The sequence below is a fragment of the Burkholderia sp. S171 genome, assembly GCF_009766085.1.
Lineage (GTDB): Bacteria > Pseudomonadota > Gammaproteobacteria > Burkholderiales > Burkholderiaceae > Caballeronia.
Genome location: NZ_LMUF01000047.1, coordinates 158,044 through 174,548, shown reverse-complemented (window position 1 = coordinate 174,548; position 16,505 = coordinate 158,044). Strand labels below are relative to the sequence as shown.

Genomic DNA, 16,505 nt, shown 5'->3' with positions numbered 1-16,505 from the left:
CAATTGTAGTGCAATCGAATCTCGCATTTACGACCGATTGCAATTTCGTGGAGCCTGGATGCTTGCCTCTGTCGCTGAATACCGCATTGCTGCACGGCGGCGCTTGCCGCGGCTTGCATTTGATTATCTTGATGGCGGCGCCGAAGACGGTGACGCATTGCGGCGCAATGCCGATGCATACGGCCAATGGCTGTTCAAGCCGCGCGTGCTCACGGACGTATCGCGCTGTTCGATCATTACGCGATTTTTTGGACGCGAGGCGGCCGCTCCCTTGATCGTGGGACCGACGGGTCTGAACGGACTCTTCTGGCCAAGCGCCGACGAACTGCTCGCGCAAGCCGCGAGCCGCGCGAACTTGCCGTTCGTTTTGTCGACGGCATCGACGTCGCTGCTGGAGGATGTGCGTGCCGCCGCACCGCACGGTGATCTATGGATGCAACTCTATGTGCAACAGGATCGCAGCATTGCCGAAGACCTGATGCGGCGCGCAAGCGCTGCAGGTTATTCAACGCTGGTTCTCACCGTCGATGTCCCCGTGCACGGCAAGCGCGATCACGACACGCGCAATGGTTTTCGCCTGCCGCTGCGTTTGTCACCCAAGCTTCTCGTCGATTGCCTGACGCATCCGCATTGGTGCTGGCAGATGGCGCACGCGGGTTCGCCGCAATTGAAGAACATTGCGAAGAGCGTGGGCGAGCATGCGGATTTGTCGCGTCATGCCGCCATGCTGAGCCGGCAGATGGACTTGACGCTGAGCTGGAGGGATCTGGCGTGGATACGCCGGCACTGGAACGGCAAGGTGATCGTCAAGGGCATCATGGGTGTGGAAGACGCGCTGCTGGCCGTTGAGCATGGCGCGGATGGCGTGGTGATATCGAATCATGGGGGACGGCAGTTGGGAAGCACGTTCGCGCCGTTGGAACTGCTGCCGGGAATAGTGGAAGCGGTATGCGGCAAGACGGAGATTTTTATCGATGGCGGAGTACGGCGCGGCAGTGATGCATTGAAGGCCGTAGCGCTAGGCGCGCACGGCGTGTTGCTCGGGCGTGCGCCGTTGTATGGCCTCGCTTCGCGCGGAGCAGCGGGGGCCAGCGAAGTGCTCACGCTGATGATGGAGGAGATGCTGATTTCGCTACGCTTGCTGGGGTGCCAGGGAATGGGCGATCTCGGCCCCGCGTATGTCGGGCGAGAAGGTGTGCATGACACTGGTTTGATTTAGACGACGCAATCAGCAAGCCCCTTATAATCCGGCCGCCGGAGCGCGCTCGCGCCTCCTCGACTGTTACGATTATTTGAAGGAACTATGTCACCACTTCCAGCTTGCCCACAATGCGCGATGGAGAATACCTACGCGGACGCCGATCGCATCATTTGCGCAGACTGCGGTCACGAATGGTCCGCGTCAGAAACCGCGCCAACCGATGACGACGCGAATGCCGTCGTGAAGGACGCCAATGGCAACGTGCTGGCCAACGGCGACTCAGTAGTGCTGATCAAGGACCTGAAAGTGAAGGGCTCGTCGATCACGCTGAAGGTCGGTTCGAAGGTGAAGAGCATCCGGCTGGTAGGCGGGGACCACGAGGTCGACTGCAAGATGGACGCTGGCAGCTTTATGCTGAAAGCCTGCTATTTGAAGAAGGTTTAACGCTCAACCCGAGTTCGAAAAGCCATCCGGTAACGATGACTTTTCGAAGCGCTCATACCGCGCTCACACCCACCTTCACCCTCCCGCTATCGGATTGCCCTGGTCGTCGGTATTGAAGGTCTGCGACTGGAACGCAAAGAAAAATGCGCGCCACGTGTTGTCCGCATACGCGATCATCAACGCCCCGTCCTGATACACGCCGTTATCCTGCTCGTACGGCGCGGCGTTCCCCTGGTTCATATGGATGTCGTGAACGCCATTACCGGGGACGAATTTGAAATACTGGTCCGGTACGTTTTCTTCAGGACCCCATCTCGATCCAAACGCGTAAATGATCGAGCCTTCCATGGCCATCGCCGCAACAACCGCGCTTTCCAGTTTGTCTTTCAGGTCGTTGGTCGAGCCGGGCGCGTCGGCGGGAACGGGCGTCATTGCCTTGATATCGACCAGGCCGCTGCGCACATAGTCAATCGCGAGACCGCCGGGCGTAGACTGCAGCTTGGTGAAACCAGGCGTCAACGCGGCCAGACCGCTCATCAACGTGTCGGGCAACGTATCCAGCTCTTCGAACAAAACCGTTGAAGGCGCGTTCGGCGCCGACGACTTCACGTTCGATGCAATCCGGAAAACCGTCGTTCCTGCGTGGACCAGGATTTGATAGTGGTCGTCATCGGCATTGCGAAGATGACCGGTCACGGTGCCCTTGAGCACCCCGTAATTCACTCCCATGCATCCTCCTCGTAGTAAAACCGGCAGCAGCCGCTATCCCGGCAAAATCCGGTTTCCCTCACCTTACTCTTGAAAAGAGGCAGACATAGCCGCCGGGCGATTGCGCAGAACGTCCGTCCGACGAGGCGATGCTTTGCGCGATGCGCTCGTCGTCGGCCGGTTCGACAGACGCGTTGATGAGAAGTGCCATGGAGACGGCGAACGCACGGAAACACCCGCAGAATGTGCGGTCGCCATCAAAACGTCATTGAAAAAGCGTAGGCACGGCGATCACTCCCGGTGCCTTTCATCTTATGTACGTTCGCAGACACATCGTCTTTTATGAGCGGTATGTAATGTCACCAACGCGACTCTTTCGTCGCGTACAGTGCCCCGTTCGACCACCGTAACCGTCTATCAGGTCTTGCGACATTCATGAACGCTCCTTCCCTTTCCGACCACCACATCAGCGATGCCCCCGATACGCAACGGGTGGGCCGCGCTTTCGCGGCGCGGCTCGACATGACCATCAAGCGCTCCGGGCTTTCGTCCGGGCGCGTGGCGAAATCGCTGGGTGTCACGGAGGGGGATGTCACGCTGTGGCGAGCGGGGATAACGCTGCCGCGAGCAGCCGACTGCCGTCGCTTGTCGGAACTCCTGCACGTGGAGATGGCGTGGCTGAACGGCGGATCGAGGCCGGTTGGCGAAAGCGAGCGCAGGTCCGACAGGGTGAATACCATTGTCTAGGGGCAATGCGATAACCCGGGCGGCCCGCTCGATTTGTCTTCGCTAAAGTCAATACGTGGGCGAAGGCAAACCCCGTCTAGGACGCCAGGCTCCAGCGCGATTTCCCCATCGCCTTCGCGACGTTAAGCGCCTTGTCGGCGGCATTGAGCGCCGTCAGTACGTCGGTGCCGTGATCGGGAATCAATGCCACGCCAATACTCGCGCCCACATTGACCGAGACATGCGCGGTCAGCGCAAACGATGCCGACATTTCGCTGATCAGGCGATCCGCGAATGCAGCCGCTTCCTCATGGTTCATCGCGCTGATCGTGACGACAAATTCGTCACCGCCAATGCGAAACACCATGTCCTCCGGTCCCTTCAATGCGTTGAGACGGGCGCCGATCATCACGAGCAGCAGATCGCCCGCCTCGTGGCCGTACTGGTCGTTGACGGGCTTGAAGCCATCCAGGTCGATATAAAGAACCGCGGTTTTGACGGTGCCATCCGATGCCGTTTTGTATCGGGTCTGGGATGCATGAATCAACCCGGCGCGATTCGGCAAGCTGGTCAGCACGTCATGGCGCGCACGATGATCATTCTCCCGTTCCGCTTTCATGGTCGAGACGAGCAGTCCATTCAGGCGGAACGCGGCAATGCTCATCGCGACAAGGTAGAACGGAATCTGAATCAGCGTCAGGCTCAGGATGAGCTCCTTGGACATTGCCGCTGCAATACAGCAGGGGCCAAGGGACAAAAGAATCATGATCCCGACCAGCCGGGGCGCGCCGAAATTCCGGAAGCAGATGCCCCCCACCATCGCGGCAGCGGACAAGCAGGAGAGCGTGGCGGCAATCCAGTCCGCGCTCAGGATGCTGATAAACGCCCCGTAGCCCACGCTCGCCCCCCAAAGAACGCCGAGGAGCAGATAGATATCGGTGAAAGTCGACTGTCCGCGCTTCGCCGCACGATGCGCCGCGACCAACAAGATCAGGCGTGTGCTGCACAGGACGACTTCGATCACCACCCAGGCAATAAACGCCGCTGAGGGTTCGCGAAGGGCAATCACAACGGAAACAGCGATGGTATTAAGGACACCGCCGGCGAAAATCGGCAGCGTACCGAACAGACTTCCGATCAGTGCGACCCGGATGTCGTCGGGTACGTCGGGGCCGGAATAACATAACCACGTCGTGAATCGCCAGCGAGGCAAGCTAAACGGCGCTATTTTCGTATCCATGGATCGTTTCGTTTTATGCGCGAATGCCGTGTCATATGTACTCGTCGCGGCGCGAGCGCGCATCCGAGCGCTTTAGCCGAACTAGCGGGTATTCTATACTTGCTTAAGTGACTCGACTGCGCGCGGCCCGGTAAAAAGGGCGCTATTCACCGCCATTTCGCTTGATTGACGCGAGGCGCTGCACAATAAAATCGAACCGCATCAAAGTGAGAAAACCGCGATCGAGCGCGGTTCAGGGACGGATCCCGGGCGGTATCAGCACTTTCACAAGCGCGGCTTGTGCGTGTCGGATCGCGACGTTCGGCGGGAAGTACGGGTGGCCGCTGTATGAATGAGGCCAATTATCGACGGAGAAAGAATCGAATTCAACTGCGGGAGTTCCGTTGTATCTGGCGAGGGATGGACGAATAGGCCACGGGCATTTTTTTGCGCTGCAGCCTTCACCATCGTATTTTTAATTTTGATTAGATCGCTCGTTGACCCGTGCTTGAAGGTCCGCTTCCGGCTGAGTTCGATCTGATGCAAACTCAGCCGATTACCCCCCACCTCCTAGTTTTCCCTCTCGCGCAGCTTGCGCCTCAGGATCTTTCCCACATTGCTCTTGGGCAATTCATCGCAGAACTCGACGGCCTTCGGTCTCTTGTAACCCGTCAGCTGTTCCTTGCAAAACGCCAGGATGTCACCCTCGGTAAGACCCGGGTCACGACGCACGATGAAAAGCTTCACTGCTTCACCCGAATGTTCGTCGCGCACACCAATTGCCGCGACCTCGAACACGCCAGGATGCGAGGCGACCACGTCCTCGATCTCGTTCGGATACACGTTGAAGCCGGACACAATGACCATGTCCTTTTTGCGATCGACAATCCTTACGAATCCTCGTTCATCCATGATGCCGATGTCGCCCGATTTGAAGTAACCGTCCGGCGTCATGACGCTGGCGGTTTCATCGGGGCGGTTCCAATATCCCGCCATGACCTGCGGTCCGAAAATGCAGATCTCACCGGGCTCACCGTGGGCGACGTCGTGCCCGTCGTCGTCGCGAATCGCGATGAAAGTCGAAGGCAGCGGCACCCCGACCGCACCGGTAAACGCAGTGCCGTTGGACGGGTTGCTGGTCGCGCACGGGGAAGTCTCGGACAGTCCATAGCCTTCAATGATCGGCTTGCCCGTCCTCTCAAACCAGCGCGCGGCCACCCCTTGCTGGATTGCCATGCCGCCACCGTTCGCAAGCAGTAGCCTGGAGAGATCGAGCGTGGCGAAACCGGGGTCGTTCAATAGCGCGTTGTAGAGCGTGTTGACGGCCGGGAACGAGGTGATCGCGTAACCCTGCAGCGCCTTGATCATGCCGGGAATATCGCGCGGATTCGGAATGAGGATACCGAGGCCGCCGGCCCGCATGGTCAGGAACGCGCATACCGTCAGCCCGAAGATGTGATACAGCGGCAAGGCGACCACGGTGACAATCGGATCGGTATCAGGACGGTCACGGATCAACGGTTCGCGCCATGCTTCGCTCTGGAGTACGTTGGCGATCAGGTTCCTGTGCAGCAACATCGCCCCTTTCGAAACGCCCGTCGTGCCGCCGGTGTATTGCAGAACAGCCAGGTCATCGGGCTTGAGATCGGGACGCTTGAATGGGCTCCGGGCGCCTTGCTCCAAAGCTTCACTGAAGGTAGTGCGAGGGGTAGGCGTTTGGTCGTCAGACGCGAGCGGGCCTGACACGCCCATCGATGTCACCACGACATGCAATATCCGCGTGTTGCGTTGAACAGCCTGCAGGACTGCATCGAATGGTTCGAGCAGGATAATTGCCTCGGCTCCGCTGTCGACCAGTTGATGTTCAAGTTCGCGCGGCGTATAGAGCGGATTGACGTTCACGATCACATAGCCGGCGCGCACGATAGCCGCCATTGCCACCGGATACTGCAGCACATTCGGCATCATGATCGCGACTCGCGCACCCCGGACGAGGCCCTTCGATTGCAGCCATGCGCCGAGATTTCGCGACTGCACGTCGAGTTCCGCATACGTCAGCGTCCTGCCCATGCAGGCAAACGCATGCCGTGGCGCAAACGCCTCGAAGCTCTCGTCAAGCAGGTCCGCCAGCGAACGGTATTGCGTCGGGTCGATATCCGCGGGAACACCGGGCGGATAGGCCTTTAGCCAGATTCTTTCCATCGTGCTTTTCATTGGGCTTCTCCTCGATGTCTACCGTGCTGCAAGCGCGGGCAAGCGTCGCGACGGCCGATCAAAGCAGGCTATAAACGTACGCAATTGATCAGCGGTTCCACGCTCGAGCACGACGCTTCCTTCTTGAAGCATCTCCGGCACCTGGCCCGCGATATCGCGCAGCATCGTGTACAAAGTAGAGGTATCGAGTGCAAGCTGGAGGTGAGCATTCGGCCACGGGCGCTCGTGAACCTGAAGCACTCCCCTGCGCAATTCCAGCGCGAACGGGGTGTCCCGATCCGTCAGCCACAACACGAGGATCATGTGGACATTGGCAGAGAGAATGGGATCGACGCAAACGCAGAGGCGCTGCAATACGTTGCCAAGCGGTTGCGCGCGCATCACGTCCATTGACGCCAATCCGCCGCCGCCCGCGAACGGCAGTTCGTCATAAGCATGTTCCAGCTCGCGCGCCGCGCTCAAGTACCAGTTGCGCCAATTCGTGTTCTCGGTGCGATACCCCAACTCGCGCAACGCCTCCGCCTTGATCGTCCGCGCGTCGGTATCCGTTGTATCGAGCCGCACGAGCAACGTGGCAAGCTCGGCAGCCCAGCGCCAGTCACTGTCGCCGAGTGCCACCCGGGCGGCCGCGCGCACTGCTTCGGTGCCGTTCATCATGTCGACCGTGCGACGCGCCAGCTCTACACGTGGCAATGGATCGAGAGAAGCGGGGTCTCCATCGAACCACCCCAGTTGTCCGGTGTACACCTGACGCACGGAATGCTTGACCGTGCCGTAGTACTCGCCAAGCCACGCATGCTGGGCCAGATGCGATGGTAGCGACGGAATGGCATCGGCGAGTTCGTCTTGCGTGAGACCGCGATTCATATGGCGGATCGCCTGATCGTGGATGAACTGGATCGCGTCGCGATACACGGACAATACATCCGCCACGGCTGCTTCGCCCGAGACTGGACGGCCGTGCGCCGGCACCATGTGCGCGGCATGGAAGTCGCGCATCATGTCGATCGTGCGATACCAGCGCACCGGATCGCGATAGCGCGTGCCACGCAACGTATGCACGTTCGCCAGACACTCACCCTGGATCACCTCGGCCGACAGCAGGACGCCAAGCTCGGGCAGCCACATCACGATCTCGTCATCGGCTTCCGATGGCGCGTAGTGGAACTGGAACCGTACGCCAGCGAGCACGATGTTCAGCGTATCGTCGAACACACGTGTGGGCGCCAGGAAGCTCGCCGCTTCGGCAATCAGCACCGGCCCGATTCCGGCATTGACCTTGCCGGTCGCGCCTGCAGGCAGCAACGTGCCGAAACTGTACGCCGAGCGCGCGGCAAGGATAGGCGCGACCAGGTTCGCATTGTTGTTGACCGTTTCCATCAGCGAACTGTGCGCGATGATCTCGACGCTTCCCGTCGCGAGTTGCGCCTCATTGACGAACGCACGCACGCCGCCCGTATGGTCGGTGTGGTTGTGCGTATACACCACCGCCTTAACCGGCAATTGCGCGTGGCGCGGATCGATTGCGCAGAAGTCCTCATAAATGCGCTTCGCCGCCGATACCGCCTCGGTTGTATCGATCACCACGATGCCGTCATCGCCGACCACGAAGATGATGTTCGCAATCGCATAGCCCACAGCGCAGTACACGCGCTCCGCCACGCGATAGATGCGCTGAGCCATGCGCTGCGAATGTTCCGTCAGGCGCGGTGGGACAGTCGGCGCCGCGATTGCGAACGCGAGGTTCACGCCGGCATCGAATGCGACATCGAGCGGTTCGCCAACGTGTGGCGCGTCAAAAGCAGGTTGGCGTGATAAGCCGGCGCAGCATGGGGTCATGGATGTCTCCTCGCGGAAATCGGTTGGATGAAACGGAATCGAAATTCTTATTCCGTTTTTGCCGAAAAAATCAGGGAGTGCCCAAAATCAGGCAACGGCAAAACTGTGTCTTGAGCCAGGGCGTGAGGCGGCGGCTCGTCAGCGACAACGGGCCGGGATCGTTCAGGACGATGTTGACCAGCATTCCCAGGATCAGTTGAAGCGCCGCTTGTACCTCGAACTCGATCGGCGGTGCATCCGCTTTTCGTGCACCGCGTTCTTTCACGATGGCGGCGACGAGCGGCGGCACGATCAACGTCAGCACGTCGCGGTTCGCTTCCTTGACGACGTCCCACGTCGTTCTCGGTCGCGACACGCGTAACAGCGACGCATGGAACAGCCCGCGGTTGCGGCGAAACGACTGCACATACATCTCGACGATTGCGTCCGCGACCTTCCGTGCGTCTCCCGAGCGCCATTCGGGCTCGCTCGCGACCATGTCGCGAATACGGTTGCGGCCTTCGGTCATTGCCCGGTCGAGCACTACATCGAAAAACATGTCCTTGCTGTCGAAGCGCCGATAGAACGCGCCAATAGAGGTACCCGAGCGTTCCACGATATCCGTGATGGACAGGTCGTCCAGGTTGCCGCTCGCCTCAATCAGCTCGCGGCCAGCCTGTAGCATTTTTTCCAGCCCGATCTGGCTGCGCGCCTGCCGAGGCACCGCGAGGGCGGATTCAACTGCTGCGCGGCTGCGTGGTTGGGGTGGGGTCATGAGGTTCTATGAGCGGTGTTGCGCAAAAACGGAATCGGGATTCCGGATCCTCGGCGAACACTCGCTCTTTGTCAACCCGGCCAAGGGAAAGCCCTAAGCATGGCGCATGGCGACTACATCAATCCGCGCGCGGCCGTATTGGCGCTGTCCATGACTTCCTCAGCCAACGCCAGCGCCGCACTGGCGGCAGGCGAATGGGTTCGCTCAGCCAGGGACACGAGTGCAAACTCAAGGCTCAGTTTCGGCGGATGGGTGAGCGGAATGCGCACGAGACGCTGAGTCTCCAGGTCGCGCCGGACCGCCGAGGCGGTTGCGAACAACACCGCATCCGTTCTGGCCACGACCTCCTTGAGCACAGCGACGTCATTGCACTCGACCTGCAACGGAATTTCCTCGTGCGCCCGATATTTGAGCAGGCGATGCAGCGCATCTTTCATGAAGCCAGGCAGCGACACGGAAACGAGCGGAAACTCCCGCAACGCGGAAAGCGGCACCGGACCGCGCGCCAGCAGTGGATGATCCGGCCGCGCAAACCAGCCGCCTTCATGACGCGGCAACCGGTGCAGCGCCAAGTCTGGCGCGACGGGCGGAACGCGCCGGTCCGTCACCACGAAGTCGACACGTTCAGCGCGAAGTTTCTGCATGAGTTCGTCGCCTTCGCTCAACTCGATCAGCACCTTGATCTTGGGAAAGCGCCGTGAAAATTCGACCAGCAGGTCCGGCAACAGCACGACCGCCGCGTAAGGGCCCAGGCCGATTTTCACCTCACCAAGTTCGTGCGCCTTGAGCAACTCGACATCGCGGAACATGCACCGCGTTTCGAACAGCACGCGCCGTGCTCGCTCGACCAGGAGACGGCCGGCAGCCGTTAGCGCAACGCCGCGCGCGGCGCGATCGAAGAGCTTCATGCCCAGTTCGTCCTCAAGCGCCTGGATGCTGCGGCTCAGCGCGGGCTGGCTCAAATGGACCCTGCCGGCCGCGCGGGCAAAACTTCCTTCCTCAGCTAGCGCAACCACATGGGAGAGCCGGCGCGAATTGATTTCATGCATTGTCTGCAACGTTCCGATAAAGATATTGCACTTGAACTATTGCGTTATACCACCTCAAATGGGCGCAAACCTGCGGCCCGGACCGACTCGATAGGTTCAATACTCGCGCCGCACACGGGAGACGTTATTGAAAACCTTACTCCGCGCACCGCTCCAAAACCCGCCTCGTCCACCGCCGTGTCCATGTGCTGCCATCGCCATCGGTAACGCGTCGGGGTCGGGTTCGCCGACCTTATTGCCAGGGCATTCTCAGGAGCATTCGATGTTAGAAGCAAAAGATTCCGGATTCGTGCTGGACCGCTCTGCACCCATGGCAACAGCTAGCCGTCGGCGCTGGGTGATCGTGGCGTCGCTGTTTCTTTTCATGGCAATCAATTTCGCCGATAAGGCCGTGCTCGGGCTCGTTGCGCTACCACTCATGCGCGACCTGCAACTGACGCATGCGCAGTTTGGAATCGTCGGAAGCGCGTTTTTCCTGCTTTTCGCGTTATCGGGAATCGGTGTCGGGCTGGTTGCCGACCGGCTCAACGTGAAATGGTTGATGGCGGGCCTTGCGCTCGTGTGGGCGGTCGCGCAGTTGCCCCTTGCGTGGCCGACTAGCTTCGCCGTGCTGCTGGCCTGCCGCATCCTGCTCGGCGCGGGAGAAGGGCCGGCGTCGCCGCTCGCCCTGCACGTGGTGTACACCTGGTTCGAGGATCATGAACGCGCGCTGCCGACTACCATCGTCCAGCAAGGCGCGACGACCGGCATCATCCTGGCGGGGCCGGTGCTCACCTTCATTGCTCAACGCTGGTACTGGCACGCGGCTTTTCTATCGCTGGGCGTGGTCGGCGTCATGTGGACGATCCTTTGGCTTGGCGTGGGGAAAAGCGGCGACGCGCATCGCAACCAACCGCTCGGGAGTGCGCTGCGCGCCGGTTGGGCTCCGGTCCGCTCGAGTGTGAGTTATGGGCGCCTTCTCACCGACCGGACCGTGATCGGCGTGCTGTTGCAGGGGCTTGTCGGATATTCAGTGATCGCGATTGGCGTGACCTGGGTACCTAGTTACTTCCGGGTAGCGCTTGGGTTCAGTGCTACCGAGGCCGGCTGGCTCTTCGCGCTGCAAGTGGCGGCGCAAATCCCCATCGGGCTCGGGCTGGCCATGCTGTCGCATCGAATGCTTGCTCGCGGGGTATCGTCGCGGCTGGCGCGTGGCGCACTGGTCAGCAGCGCGTGCGTCGTGAGCGGATTGGCCTACTGCATGCTTTATGTCGATGCCCCGCCGTTTGCGAAGGTAGCGCTGATGGCACTGGCGAGCGCGCTGGCTCTCCAGGCGTTCACGTTCGGCCCGCTGCTGGTGGCTGAAGTCACGCCGGACTCGCGGCGCGGCGCGATGCTGGCAATCACAAATTCAATTGCAACGTTGGCGGGTTTGGTTGCGCCTGCTGCAATGGGCAAGGTGCTCGGCGCAGTGGCGAACAATCGAGGGTATGAGTTGGGCTTTATCGCTACGGGCGTGCTGTTGCTCGTAGTGGGCGCAGCAGGATTCTTGCTACTCGATCCGCGACGTTCGCATCAGCGCTTGCAACAATCGCCCATCGGTTGAAAGCGGTTTCAATTCCAAGCGCGTTGTTTTCGAAATGCTTGGATAAAAAATCTGCGGCGCCCGGCATTTAACCGAGCGCCGCAGTTTTTGATCCGGAGGCCGCCGCAGTAACTTTAGAACTGATGACGCAAGCCTGCCATCGCGCCCACTTGCGTACCCCTCTGAGCCAGCCCGATGCCGTTGACACCTTGCAATTGCGCGCCAATCAGGTCTCCCCGGTATTGCGAGTAATCTGCTTCAACGTAGACGTCAGTACGCTTGGACAAGTTGTAGTCACCCACTAGCTGATACTGCCACGCAGACCCATCCTTCGATTCCGTCTTGCCATCCTGCAAGGTACGCCAAACGTTCGCCGCGAAGTGCCACGCAGCACCCACCTGTTGCGTAACGCCGCCCATGATCATGCGACGCTTCGAAAAGTCGGTGTACTTGAGGGCCGTCAGCGCGGCTGCCGTGAACGGCCCATTAGCGAAATTGGAGAAACCGGCGGCGTTCTGGTCAACGATGTACCCCAGCGCAAATCGCGTCTTGTCCCATGTGTACGATCCTCCGAAGGTCCATGACTTCGAATCGGCGCCGTTGACTGAGTCTTTCGATTCCTTATAGGCGCCACCCAGCGAGACCGGACCGCCCGCTGGCGCATAGGCGGCCGCCAAGCCGATCTCGCTGCCATACGACGTGTGACCGGCAACACCCCCAAACGCATAGCCCGCCGAGACCATGAGGTCATGGGCGTGAAACTGGTACTGAACCTGATTGCTCGTCCAGATTCCGCCGCTCATGGTCACTTCGGGCTGGAAACTGAAGTCGTACGGGACCCATGGATTGCTGCCGTATCCGCCAATCGTGATGCCTTCAATCATCACGTTGTACTGACGACCGATAATGACCTGGCCATACGTACTCGAACGTATTCCGACCTGTGCCTCGTTGAAATACGGCAAGGTGGGATCGCTTTGACCGTTGTTGATATCGAATCGATTTTCGAGCTTGAAGATGGTCGACCAACCGCCGCCCAGATCCTCGACACCCTTCAGGCCCCAGCGGCTTTGTGTCAGGCCGCCAGCACCAAGCGCTACGCTTGAATCACCCGCTTTGTTAGCGTTCGTCATGTAGCGGACGCTTTCATCGACAACGCCGTACAACGTGACGCTCGATTGCGCATGCGCTTGCTGACAAGCCAGTGCTACCGGCAGCAAGGCATAACGCCACTTGCTCAACTTCCTCATACTGTCTCCCCTTTTTTTGAGTTTCGCTTTCTGCGAATTGGTGGCTTTGCGCCGGAATCGACAGCCCTCTGCATCTCGGGGCAAAAGGCTTGTCGATTCTTCCTGCTGAGTCACAAGCCGGTGCTTGCGTCTTCAATTTGACGGGAAGCCAGCGATAATTCCAGTGCATTGTTGTTATCATCTGGATGCGCTTACTGCATGGCATGGTTGGCGTGTGCTGGAGGGCCGGCAAGGGTTTTAAGCTGGGATAGCCGCTGCCAGCCGCCCGAGAGCTTTTCATGAAATCCATGGGAGAGCGGTGATGTCGAGTGCGTTGTGACGAGGCGCGAGCCTCCAATACGCAATCTGAAAGGATGCGACTGTTGTATAGGCGCCGCAGTCCCATTTGCGAGGTACGCGATTTCGTGAAGTCGAACCGACTCTTGCGAATGCAATGCGTCGGTTTGCCGGTGCGTGGACCGGGAGCGTCACCGCTCGATGACAGATCTGAAACGACGGATAGACACTACACTCGCGAAGACACTCGGATGTAGCCTGTTTGCAGTCAATAGTCCGTGAATGTTCGGCCAGGGAGTCTCGCACCGATCCCGTCGGGATTAACGCTGCAGACGGGATTGGCCAGGCTCGGACTTCGTCCTGCCCGACCTGCCGAGTGTCGCGGAGGGAAGTTCGCCAAATTGGTGGAAATAATCTTGCGCGAATCTAGCAAAATGAAAGAACCCCCAGTGCATAGCGATGGCCGTCACCGTGGCGCTTGTACCGCGCGCCACCTTCAGGGCACGCCGCGCGCAATTGAGCCGTCGCATTCTCAAGTATGCAAGCGGCGCAACACCGTGAATCTGCAAGAAGCAGCGTTGAAGCGAGGCACGGCTGACTCCCAGCCCCTGACACAAAGTCATTACCGTCAACGGCTCGTCGGGTCTGCTTTCAATCAATGCTTGCGCCGCTTGGGTGATTCGATACCCACTACCCAACGGCATCTGAAAGGATTTGGCGGTCGAGTTGGAAAGAATGCCGAGAGTGCGCTCCAGCACGACCTTTTCCAGGTACTCGTGATTCAATGCCTCAGGCTGGCTTGACTCAGGCTGGCTTGACTCAGGCTGGCTTGAATCAGGCGAATGTCGAATCGACATCAAGGTCTCGAGCATGTCATTTAGATCATTGGCATGAATGCTATCGAACATGAGCGCTTGGAACCCGTCTCCCGGCAAGCCGTAACCCAAGGTGTCGGCTGCTTGTAAAAATCGGTCCTGGCGGATCCGAAAATAGGCGATCTCGCTTGGCGGTAAAAGCACTTCGTACTCGTTGTTTGCCGGCAGGTAGGCGACCGTCCCTTGGGAAATAGCTTCGAGGTCGCATCGTGCCCGACCTGAAACCGAACGGACGAAGCTCACCGAGCAGTAATCGGGCGGGAAATGTAGCCGCTTCAGCACGGTGCGATTCTGGCGTTCAGCGGCCACGAGTGTGTCTTGAAAACTCAGTTGCTGAAACCGTCCGGCAAACGCGCCGCAATCAACCTGGTCATACTCGGTTGGCATCCATCGACGCTGAACGTCTGCGGCGTCCTCTGCATCGGTCGTCGCAAGGTCCAGCCATGAGAGCCCGCCATCGACCTCCGCCGCGTGCTCGTCCGACGCGTGTTGAGCAGTCGCGTTGGCTTGGGTACCCCCAATCACTGATCGCTCCGGTGTATCCATGCGTAAATTTCCATGCGTGACTAATTTCGGATAGACGAGGGGCAAACGATCAAGTAATTTTCTTCTGCATCATCAATTATCTCTCGGCTTAACGCTTTGGCGTGAGGCCCACTATAGCGTAGCGCCGCCGGGGAAGAATGGCGTCTATGCCAATAGTGTGATGAAGAATTTTTCCTGGCTTTGAGCGGTGATACCGGAAGCCACGGAAACAAAGCGAATCTGACCGTAGCCCACGGAAATTCGCGGGGCAAGCTTAAAAATAGACGGACGTAAATTATCCACTTCTAACGGGTTGTGTATAACGCTTTGCCTTCAGGACCTGTGCTGCCCTTCTCTGGCGGCACGTGCCGCGCATTGCCTCGAACTCGACCCATAAAAAGTAAAAATAACATTTAGCTTGGAGTGCTTAATGAATCATTGGCAAATTGAAAGGGATATTCTTCACCTGGAGCAGGTAATCCGAAGAATTTCCGGTGATGACCGAATCCCCTTGTCCTACTGGCGTAACCGGATTGATTTGGTCGCATCCAGTGCGCTTGTGCCCGCACAGCAATCTCGTATGCGGCGAATCAACGACCGGCTCGAACAGCTTGAGGCCTGCATCGGATTAAACTGCTCGCCGGCTTAAGGCATTCGCGTTATACACAACTGCCGTCGTCGTCGCGTAATAAGCGCGATGTTTTGGCGACGATATGAACGTTTATTTAATCTGATTTGAACCATGCGGTGCTTTCGGGGGTCAGCAAAAATAACCCTGCGACAGTTTCCGGGAACGGATTCCGCATAGATCATTCAAGCGAAGAGCGGTACTTCATGTCCTATTCAGCTCAGGCTAGTGAAACCGATTCATTGCATCAGGCTTAAACCGGCCAAGGGTGGCCCTTCGACATTGGCGCTTAAATTGTCGACAATAAGTTTCCAGAGTCATTAAGCTGGAAGCGATTTACAAGTGACTCGACACTGAACGGATGAAGGAGACTTCTATGAGTCGAGGAACGAAGGCTCTATGCGTGGTGGCTGCAGCCACGTTCTTTACTTCAATCGGGCTTGGAATATCGCTTTTCAGATGGCAAGGCGTGAGCTATGAATTCGTTTCGCCGTCGGGGAATCTACCGTCGGTGTACCTGCCTTTAGCGCGATAAGTGACTTCAAAGTTTTGAGCGAATTCCCCGCGTTGGCCGATCTCGGGAATTACTTTTCAGGATTTGCCACGATTTCCAAGCGTTTCTTCGATTGCCGGCATGCGGCCAAAATCGGCCCATCGGCTCCGGCGTGCAGATTCACGACAATTATCGGCAACATCGTTCGTAATTAATCAGATGTCCTCGGACGTAGACCTCACTCCCCAAAGGATCGCTTGTGCAACGACCACGTAGTCTCCATTAAATGTTGCCGCGGGTGAGCCATAAAGTTGGTACCCAAGCGCCAGCGCTTCCGAAACCCTATAGCAGAAAGCAGCGTCATCCTTTCCAGTAAGAATACGATAGCGCGGCAAGCCATTTGGCGGCTCTGAAGACATGTCTGTGCTCCCTGATCTGACTTGTGGTGTGGTGACAGCGAGGCGCCGTCTTAGTGAAAGCACGAAAATATAGCGTCAATTGGAAGTGCGGGGAGACCGCGATGCGAAGGCTGCTCAAGACCGCTTACGGGACGTGCGACCGACCGTTGTGGGTCGCGTGCTGCCGACCGCAGCCGTGCAGGGCTCAAGCAGGTGTGCCAATCGCATGAGGCAGTACCCGGCCAGGAGCGACCATCGCCGCGATGACTCCGACGCAGTGAAGGTGTCGGCGGTAAAAGGAATGCCAACGCCTTCTGAGACAGGCTTCCAAAGCCTCATCGC

14 protein-coding genes are annotated in these 16,505 nt (G+C 58.8%); 5 read left to right on the top strand and 9 right to left on the bottom strand.

Annotated elements, in window-relative coordinates:
- The first annotated feature begins 58 nt into the window (after nt 1–58).
- Complete coding sequence (locus tag GSQ93_RS26065; protein WP_158938516.1) at nt 59–1,219, top strand: alpha-hydroxy acid oxidase; 1,161 nt, start codon at nt 59–61, stop codon at nt 1,217–1,219.
- Nucleotides 1,220–1,303: 84 nt separating this feature from the next.
- Entirely contained in the window at nt 1,304–1,645 is a 342-nt protein-coding gene (locus GSQ93_RS26060; protein WP_158938515.1) for a zinc ribbon domain-containing protein YjdM, read from the top strand.
- Between the two features lie 75 nt (nt 1,646–1,720).
- Here the strand turns inward: GSQ93_RS26060 and GSQ93_RS26055 are convergent, their stop codons facing one another.
- Nucleotides 1,721–2,374 carry a YukJ family protein gene (locus tag GSQ93_RS26055; protein ID WP_158938514.1) on the bottom strand — a complete coding sequence of 218 codons (654 nt, stop codon included), beginning with the start codon at nt 2,372–2,374 and terminating at the stop codon, nt 1,721–1,723.
- Nucleotides 2,375–2,788: 414 nt separating this feature from the next.
- Here GSQ93_RS26055 and GSQ93_RS26050 point away from each other — a divergent pair, with 414 nt between their 5' ends.
- On the top strand, nt 2,789–3,100 hold the full coding sequence (locus GSQ93_RS26050; RefSeq protein ID WP_158938513.1) for a hypothetical protein: 312 nt from the start codon (nt 2,789–2,791) through the stop codon (nt 3,098–3,100).
- Between the two features lie 76 nt (nt 3,101–3,176).
- On the opposite strand, the gene GSQ93_RS26045 is transcribed toward GSQ93_RS26050, so the two are convergent.
- The 5 genes from GSQ93_RS26045 to GSQ93_RS26025 form a co-directional block, all read right to left on the bottom strand.
- Complete coding sequence (locus tag GSQ93_RS26045) at nt 3,177–4,319, bottom strand: GGDEF domain-containing protein (RefSeq protein WP_158938512.1); 1,143 nt, start codon at nt 4,317–4,319, stop codon at nt 3,177–3,179.
- Between the two features lie 549 nt (nt 4,320–4,868).
- Nucleotides 4,869–6,500 (bottom strand): AMP-binding protein, encoded by a 1,632-nt coding sequence (locus GSQ93_RS26040; RefSeq protein WP_158938775.1) that lies wholly within the window; start codon nt 6,498–6,500, stop codon nt 4,869–4,871.
- Nucleotides 6,501–6,530: 30 nt separating this feature from the next.
- Nucleotides 6,531–8,351 (bottom strand): alkyl sulfatase dimerization domain-containing protein, encoded by a 1,821-nt coding sequence (locus tag GSQ93_RS26035; protein ID WP_158938511.1) that lies wholly within the window; start codon nt 8,349–8,351, stop codon nt 6,531–6,533.
- 70 nt (nt 8,352–8,421) lie between these two features.
- The gene (locus tag GSQ93_RS26030) at nt 8,422–9,105 is read right to left on the bottom strand and encodes a TetR/AcrR family transcriptional regulator (RefSeq protein WP_158938510.1); all 684 of its coding nucleotides are present in this window, start codon (nt 9,103–9,105) and stop codon (nt 8,422–8,424) included.
- Between the two features lie 113 nt (nt 9,106–9,218).
- Nucleotides 9,219–10,154, bottom strand: coding sequence for a LysR family transcriptional regulator (locus tag GSQ93_RS26025; protein ID WP_254074060.1), 936 nt, complete (start codon nt 10,152–10,154; stop codon nt 9,219–9,221).
- 262 nt (nt 10,155–10,416) lie between these two features.
- On the opposite strand from GSQ93_RS26025, the gene GSQ93_RS26020 reads away from it, so the two are divergent.
- Nucleotides 10,417–11,739: an MFS transporter gene (locus tag GSQ93_RS26020; RefSeq protein ID WP_158938509.1), complete on the top strand. Its 1,323-nt coding sequence runs from the start codon at nt 10,417–10,419 to the stop codon at nt 11,737–11,739.
- A 113-nt stretch (nt 11,740–11,852) separates the two neighbouring features.
- Here the strand turns inward: GSQ93_RS26020 and GSQ93_RS26015 are convergent, their stop codons facing one another.
- On the bottom strand, nt 11,853–12,968 hold the full coding sequence (locus GSQ93_RS26015) for a porin (protein WP_158938508.1): 1,116 nt from the start codon (nt 12,966–12,968) through the stop codon (nt 11,853–11,855).
- Nucleotides 12,969–13,564: 596 nt separating this feature from the next.
- Nucleotides 13,565–14,665, bottom strand: a complete 1,101-nt coding sequence (locus tag GSQ93_RS26010) for a helix-turn-helix domain-containing protein (RefSeq protein WP_158938507.1) — start codon at nt 14,663–14,665, stop codon at nt 13,565–13,567.
- Nucleotides 14,666–15,074: 409 nt separating this feature from the next.
- On the opposite strand from GSQ93_RS26010, the gene GSQ93_RS38305 reads away from it, so the two are divergent.
- Nucleotides 15,075–15,293 carry a hypothetical protein gene (locus GSQ93_RS38305; protein WP_254074059.1) on the top strand — a complete coding sequence of 73 codons (219 nt, stop codon included), beginning with the start codon at nt 15,075–15,077 and terminating at the stop codon, nt 15,291–15,293.
- A 687-nt stretch (nt 15,294–15,980) separates the two neighbouring features.
- On the opposite strand, the gene GSQ93_RS26005 is transcribed toward GSQ93_RS38305, so the two are convergent.
- Nucleotides 15,981–16,184: a DUF1737 domain-containing protein gene (locus tag GSQ93_RS26005; RefSeq protein ID WP_158938506.1), complete on the bottom strand. Its 204-nt coding sequence runs from the start codon at nt 16,182–16,184 to the stop codon at nt 15,981–15,983.
- Nucleotides 16,185–16,505 lie beyond the last annotated feature (321 nt).

Excerpts from the sequence above, each read along its gene's own strand:
- GSQ93_RS26050 (WP_158938513.1), top strand. The coding sequence starts at position 2,789 with ATGAACGCTCCTTCCCTTTCCGACCACCACATCAGCGATGCCCCCGAT.
- GSQ93_RS26060 (WP_158938515.1), top strand. The coding sequence starts at position 1,304 with ATGTCACCACTTCCAGCTTGCCCACAATGCGCGATGGAGAATACCTAC.
- GSQ93_RS26015 (WP_158938508.1), bottom strand. The coding sequence starts at position 12,968 with ATGAGGAAGTTGAGCAAGTGGCGTTATGCCTTGCTGCCGGTAGCACTG.
- GSQ93_RS38305 (WP_254074059.1), top strand. The coding sequence starts at position 15,075 with ATGAATCATTGGCAAATTGAAAGGGATATTCTTCACCTGGAGCAGGTA.
- GSQ93_RS26055 (WP_158938514.1), bottom strand. The coding sequence starts at position 2,374 with ATGGGAGTGAATTACGGGGTGCTCAAGGGCACCGTGACCGGTCATCTT.
- GSQ93_RS26025 (WP_254074060.1), bottom strand. The coding sequence starts at position 10,154 with ATGCATGAAATCAATTCGCGCCGGCTCTCCCATGTGGTTGCGCTAGCT.
- GSQ93_RS26035 (WP_158938511.1), bottom strand. The coding sequence starts at position 8,351 with ATGACCCCATGCTGCGCCGGCTTATCACGCCAACCTGCTTTTGACGCG.
- GSQ93_RS26010 (WP_158938507.1), bottom strand. The coding sequence starts at position 14,665 with ATGGATACACCGGAGCGATCAGTGATTGGGGGTACCCAAGCCAACGCG.
- GSQ93_RS26030 (WP_158938510.1), bottom strand. The coding sequence starts at position 9,105 with ATGACCCCACCCCAACCACGCAGCCGCGCAGCAGTTGAATCCGCCCTC.
- GSQ93_RS26065 (WP_158938516.1), top strand. The coding sequence starts at position 59 with ATGCTTGCCTCTGTCGCTGAATACCGCATTGCTGCACGGCGGCGCTTG.
- GSQ93_RS26005 (WP_158938506.1), bottom strand. The coding sequence starts at position 16,184 with ATGTCTTCAGAGCCGCCAAATGGCTTGCCGCGCTATCGTATTCTTACT.
- GSQ93_RS26040 (WP_158938775.1), bottom strand. The coding sequence starts at position 6,500 with ATGGAAAGAATCTGGCTAAAGGCCTATCCGCCCGGTGTTCCCGCGGAT.
- GSQ93_RS26020 (WP_158938509.1), top strand. The coding sequence starts at position 10,417 with ATGTTAGAAGCAAAAGATTCCGGATTCGTGCTGGACCGCTCTGCACCC.
- GSQ93_RS26045 (WP_158938512.1), bottom strand. The coding sequence starts at position 4,319 with ATGGATACGAAAATAGCGCCGTTTAGCTTGCCTCGCTGGCGATTCACG.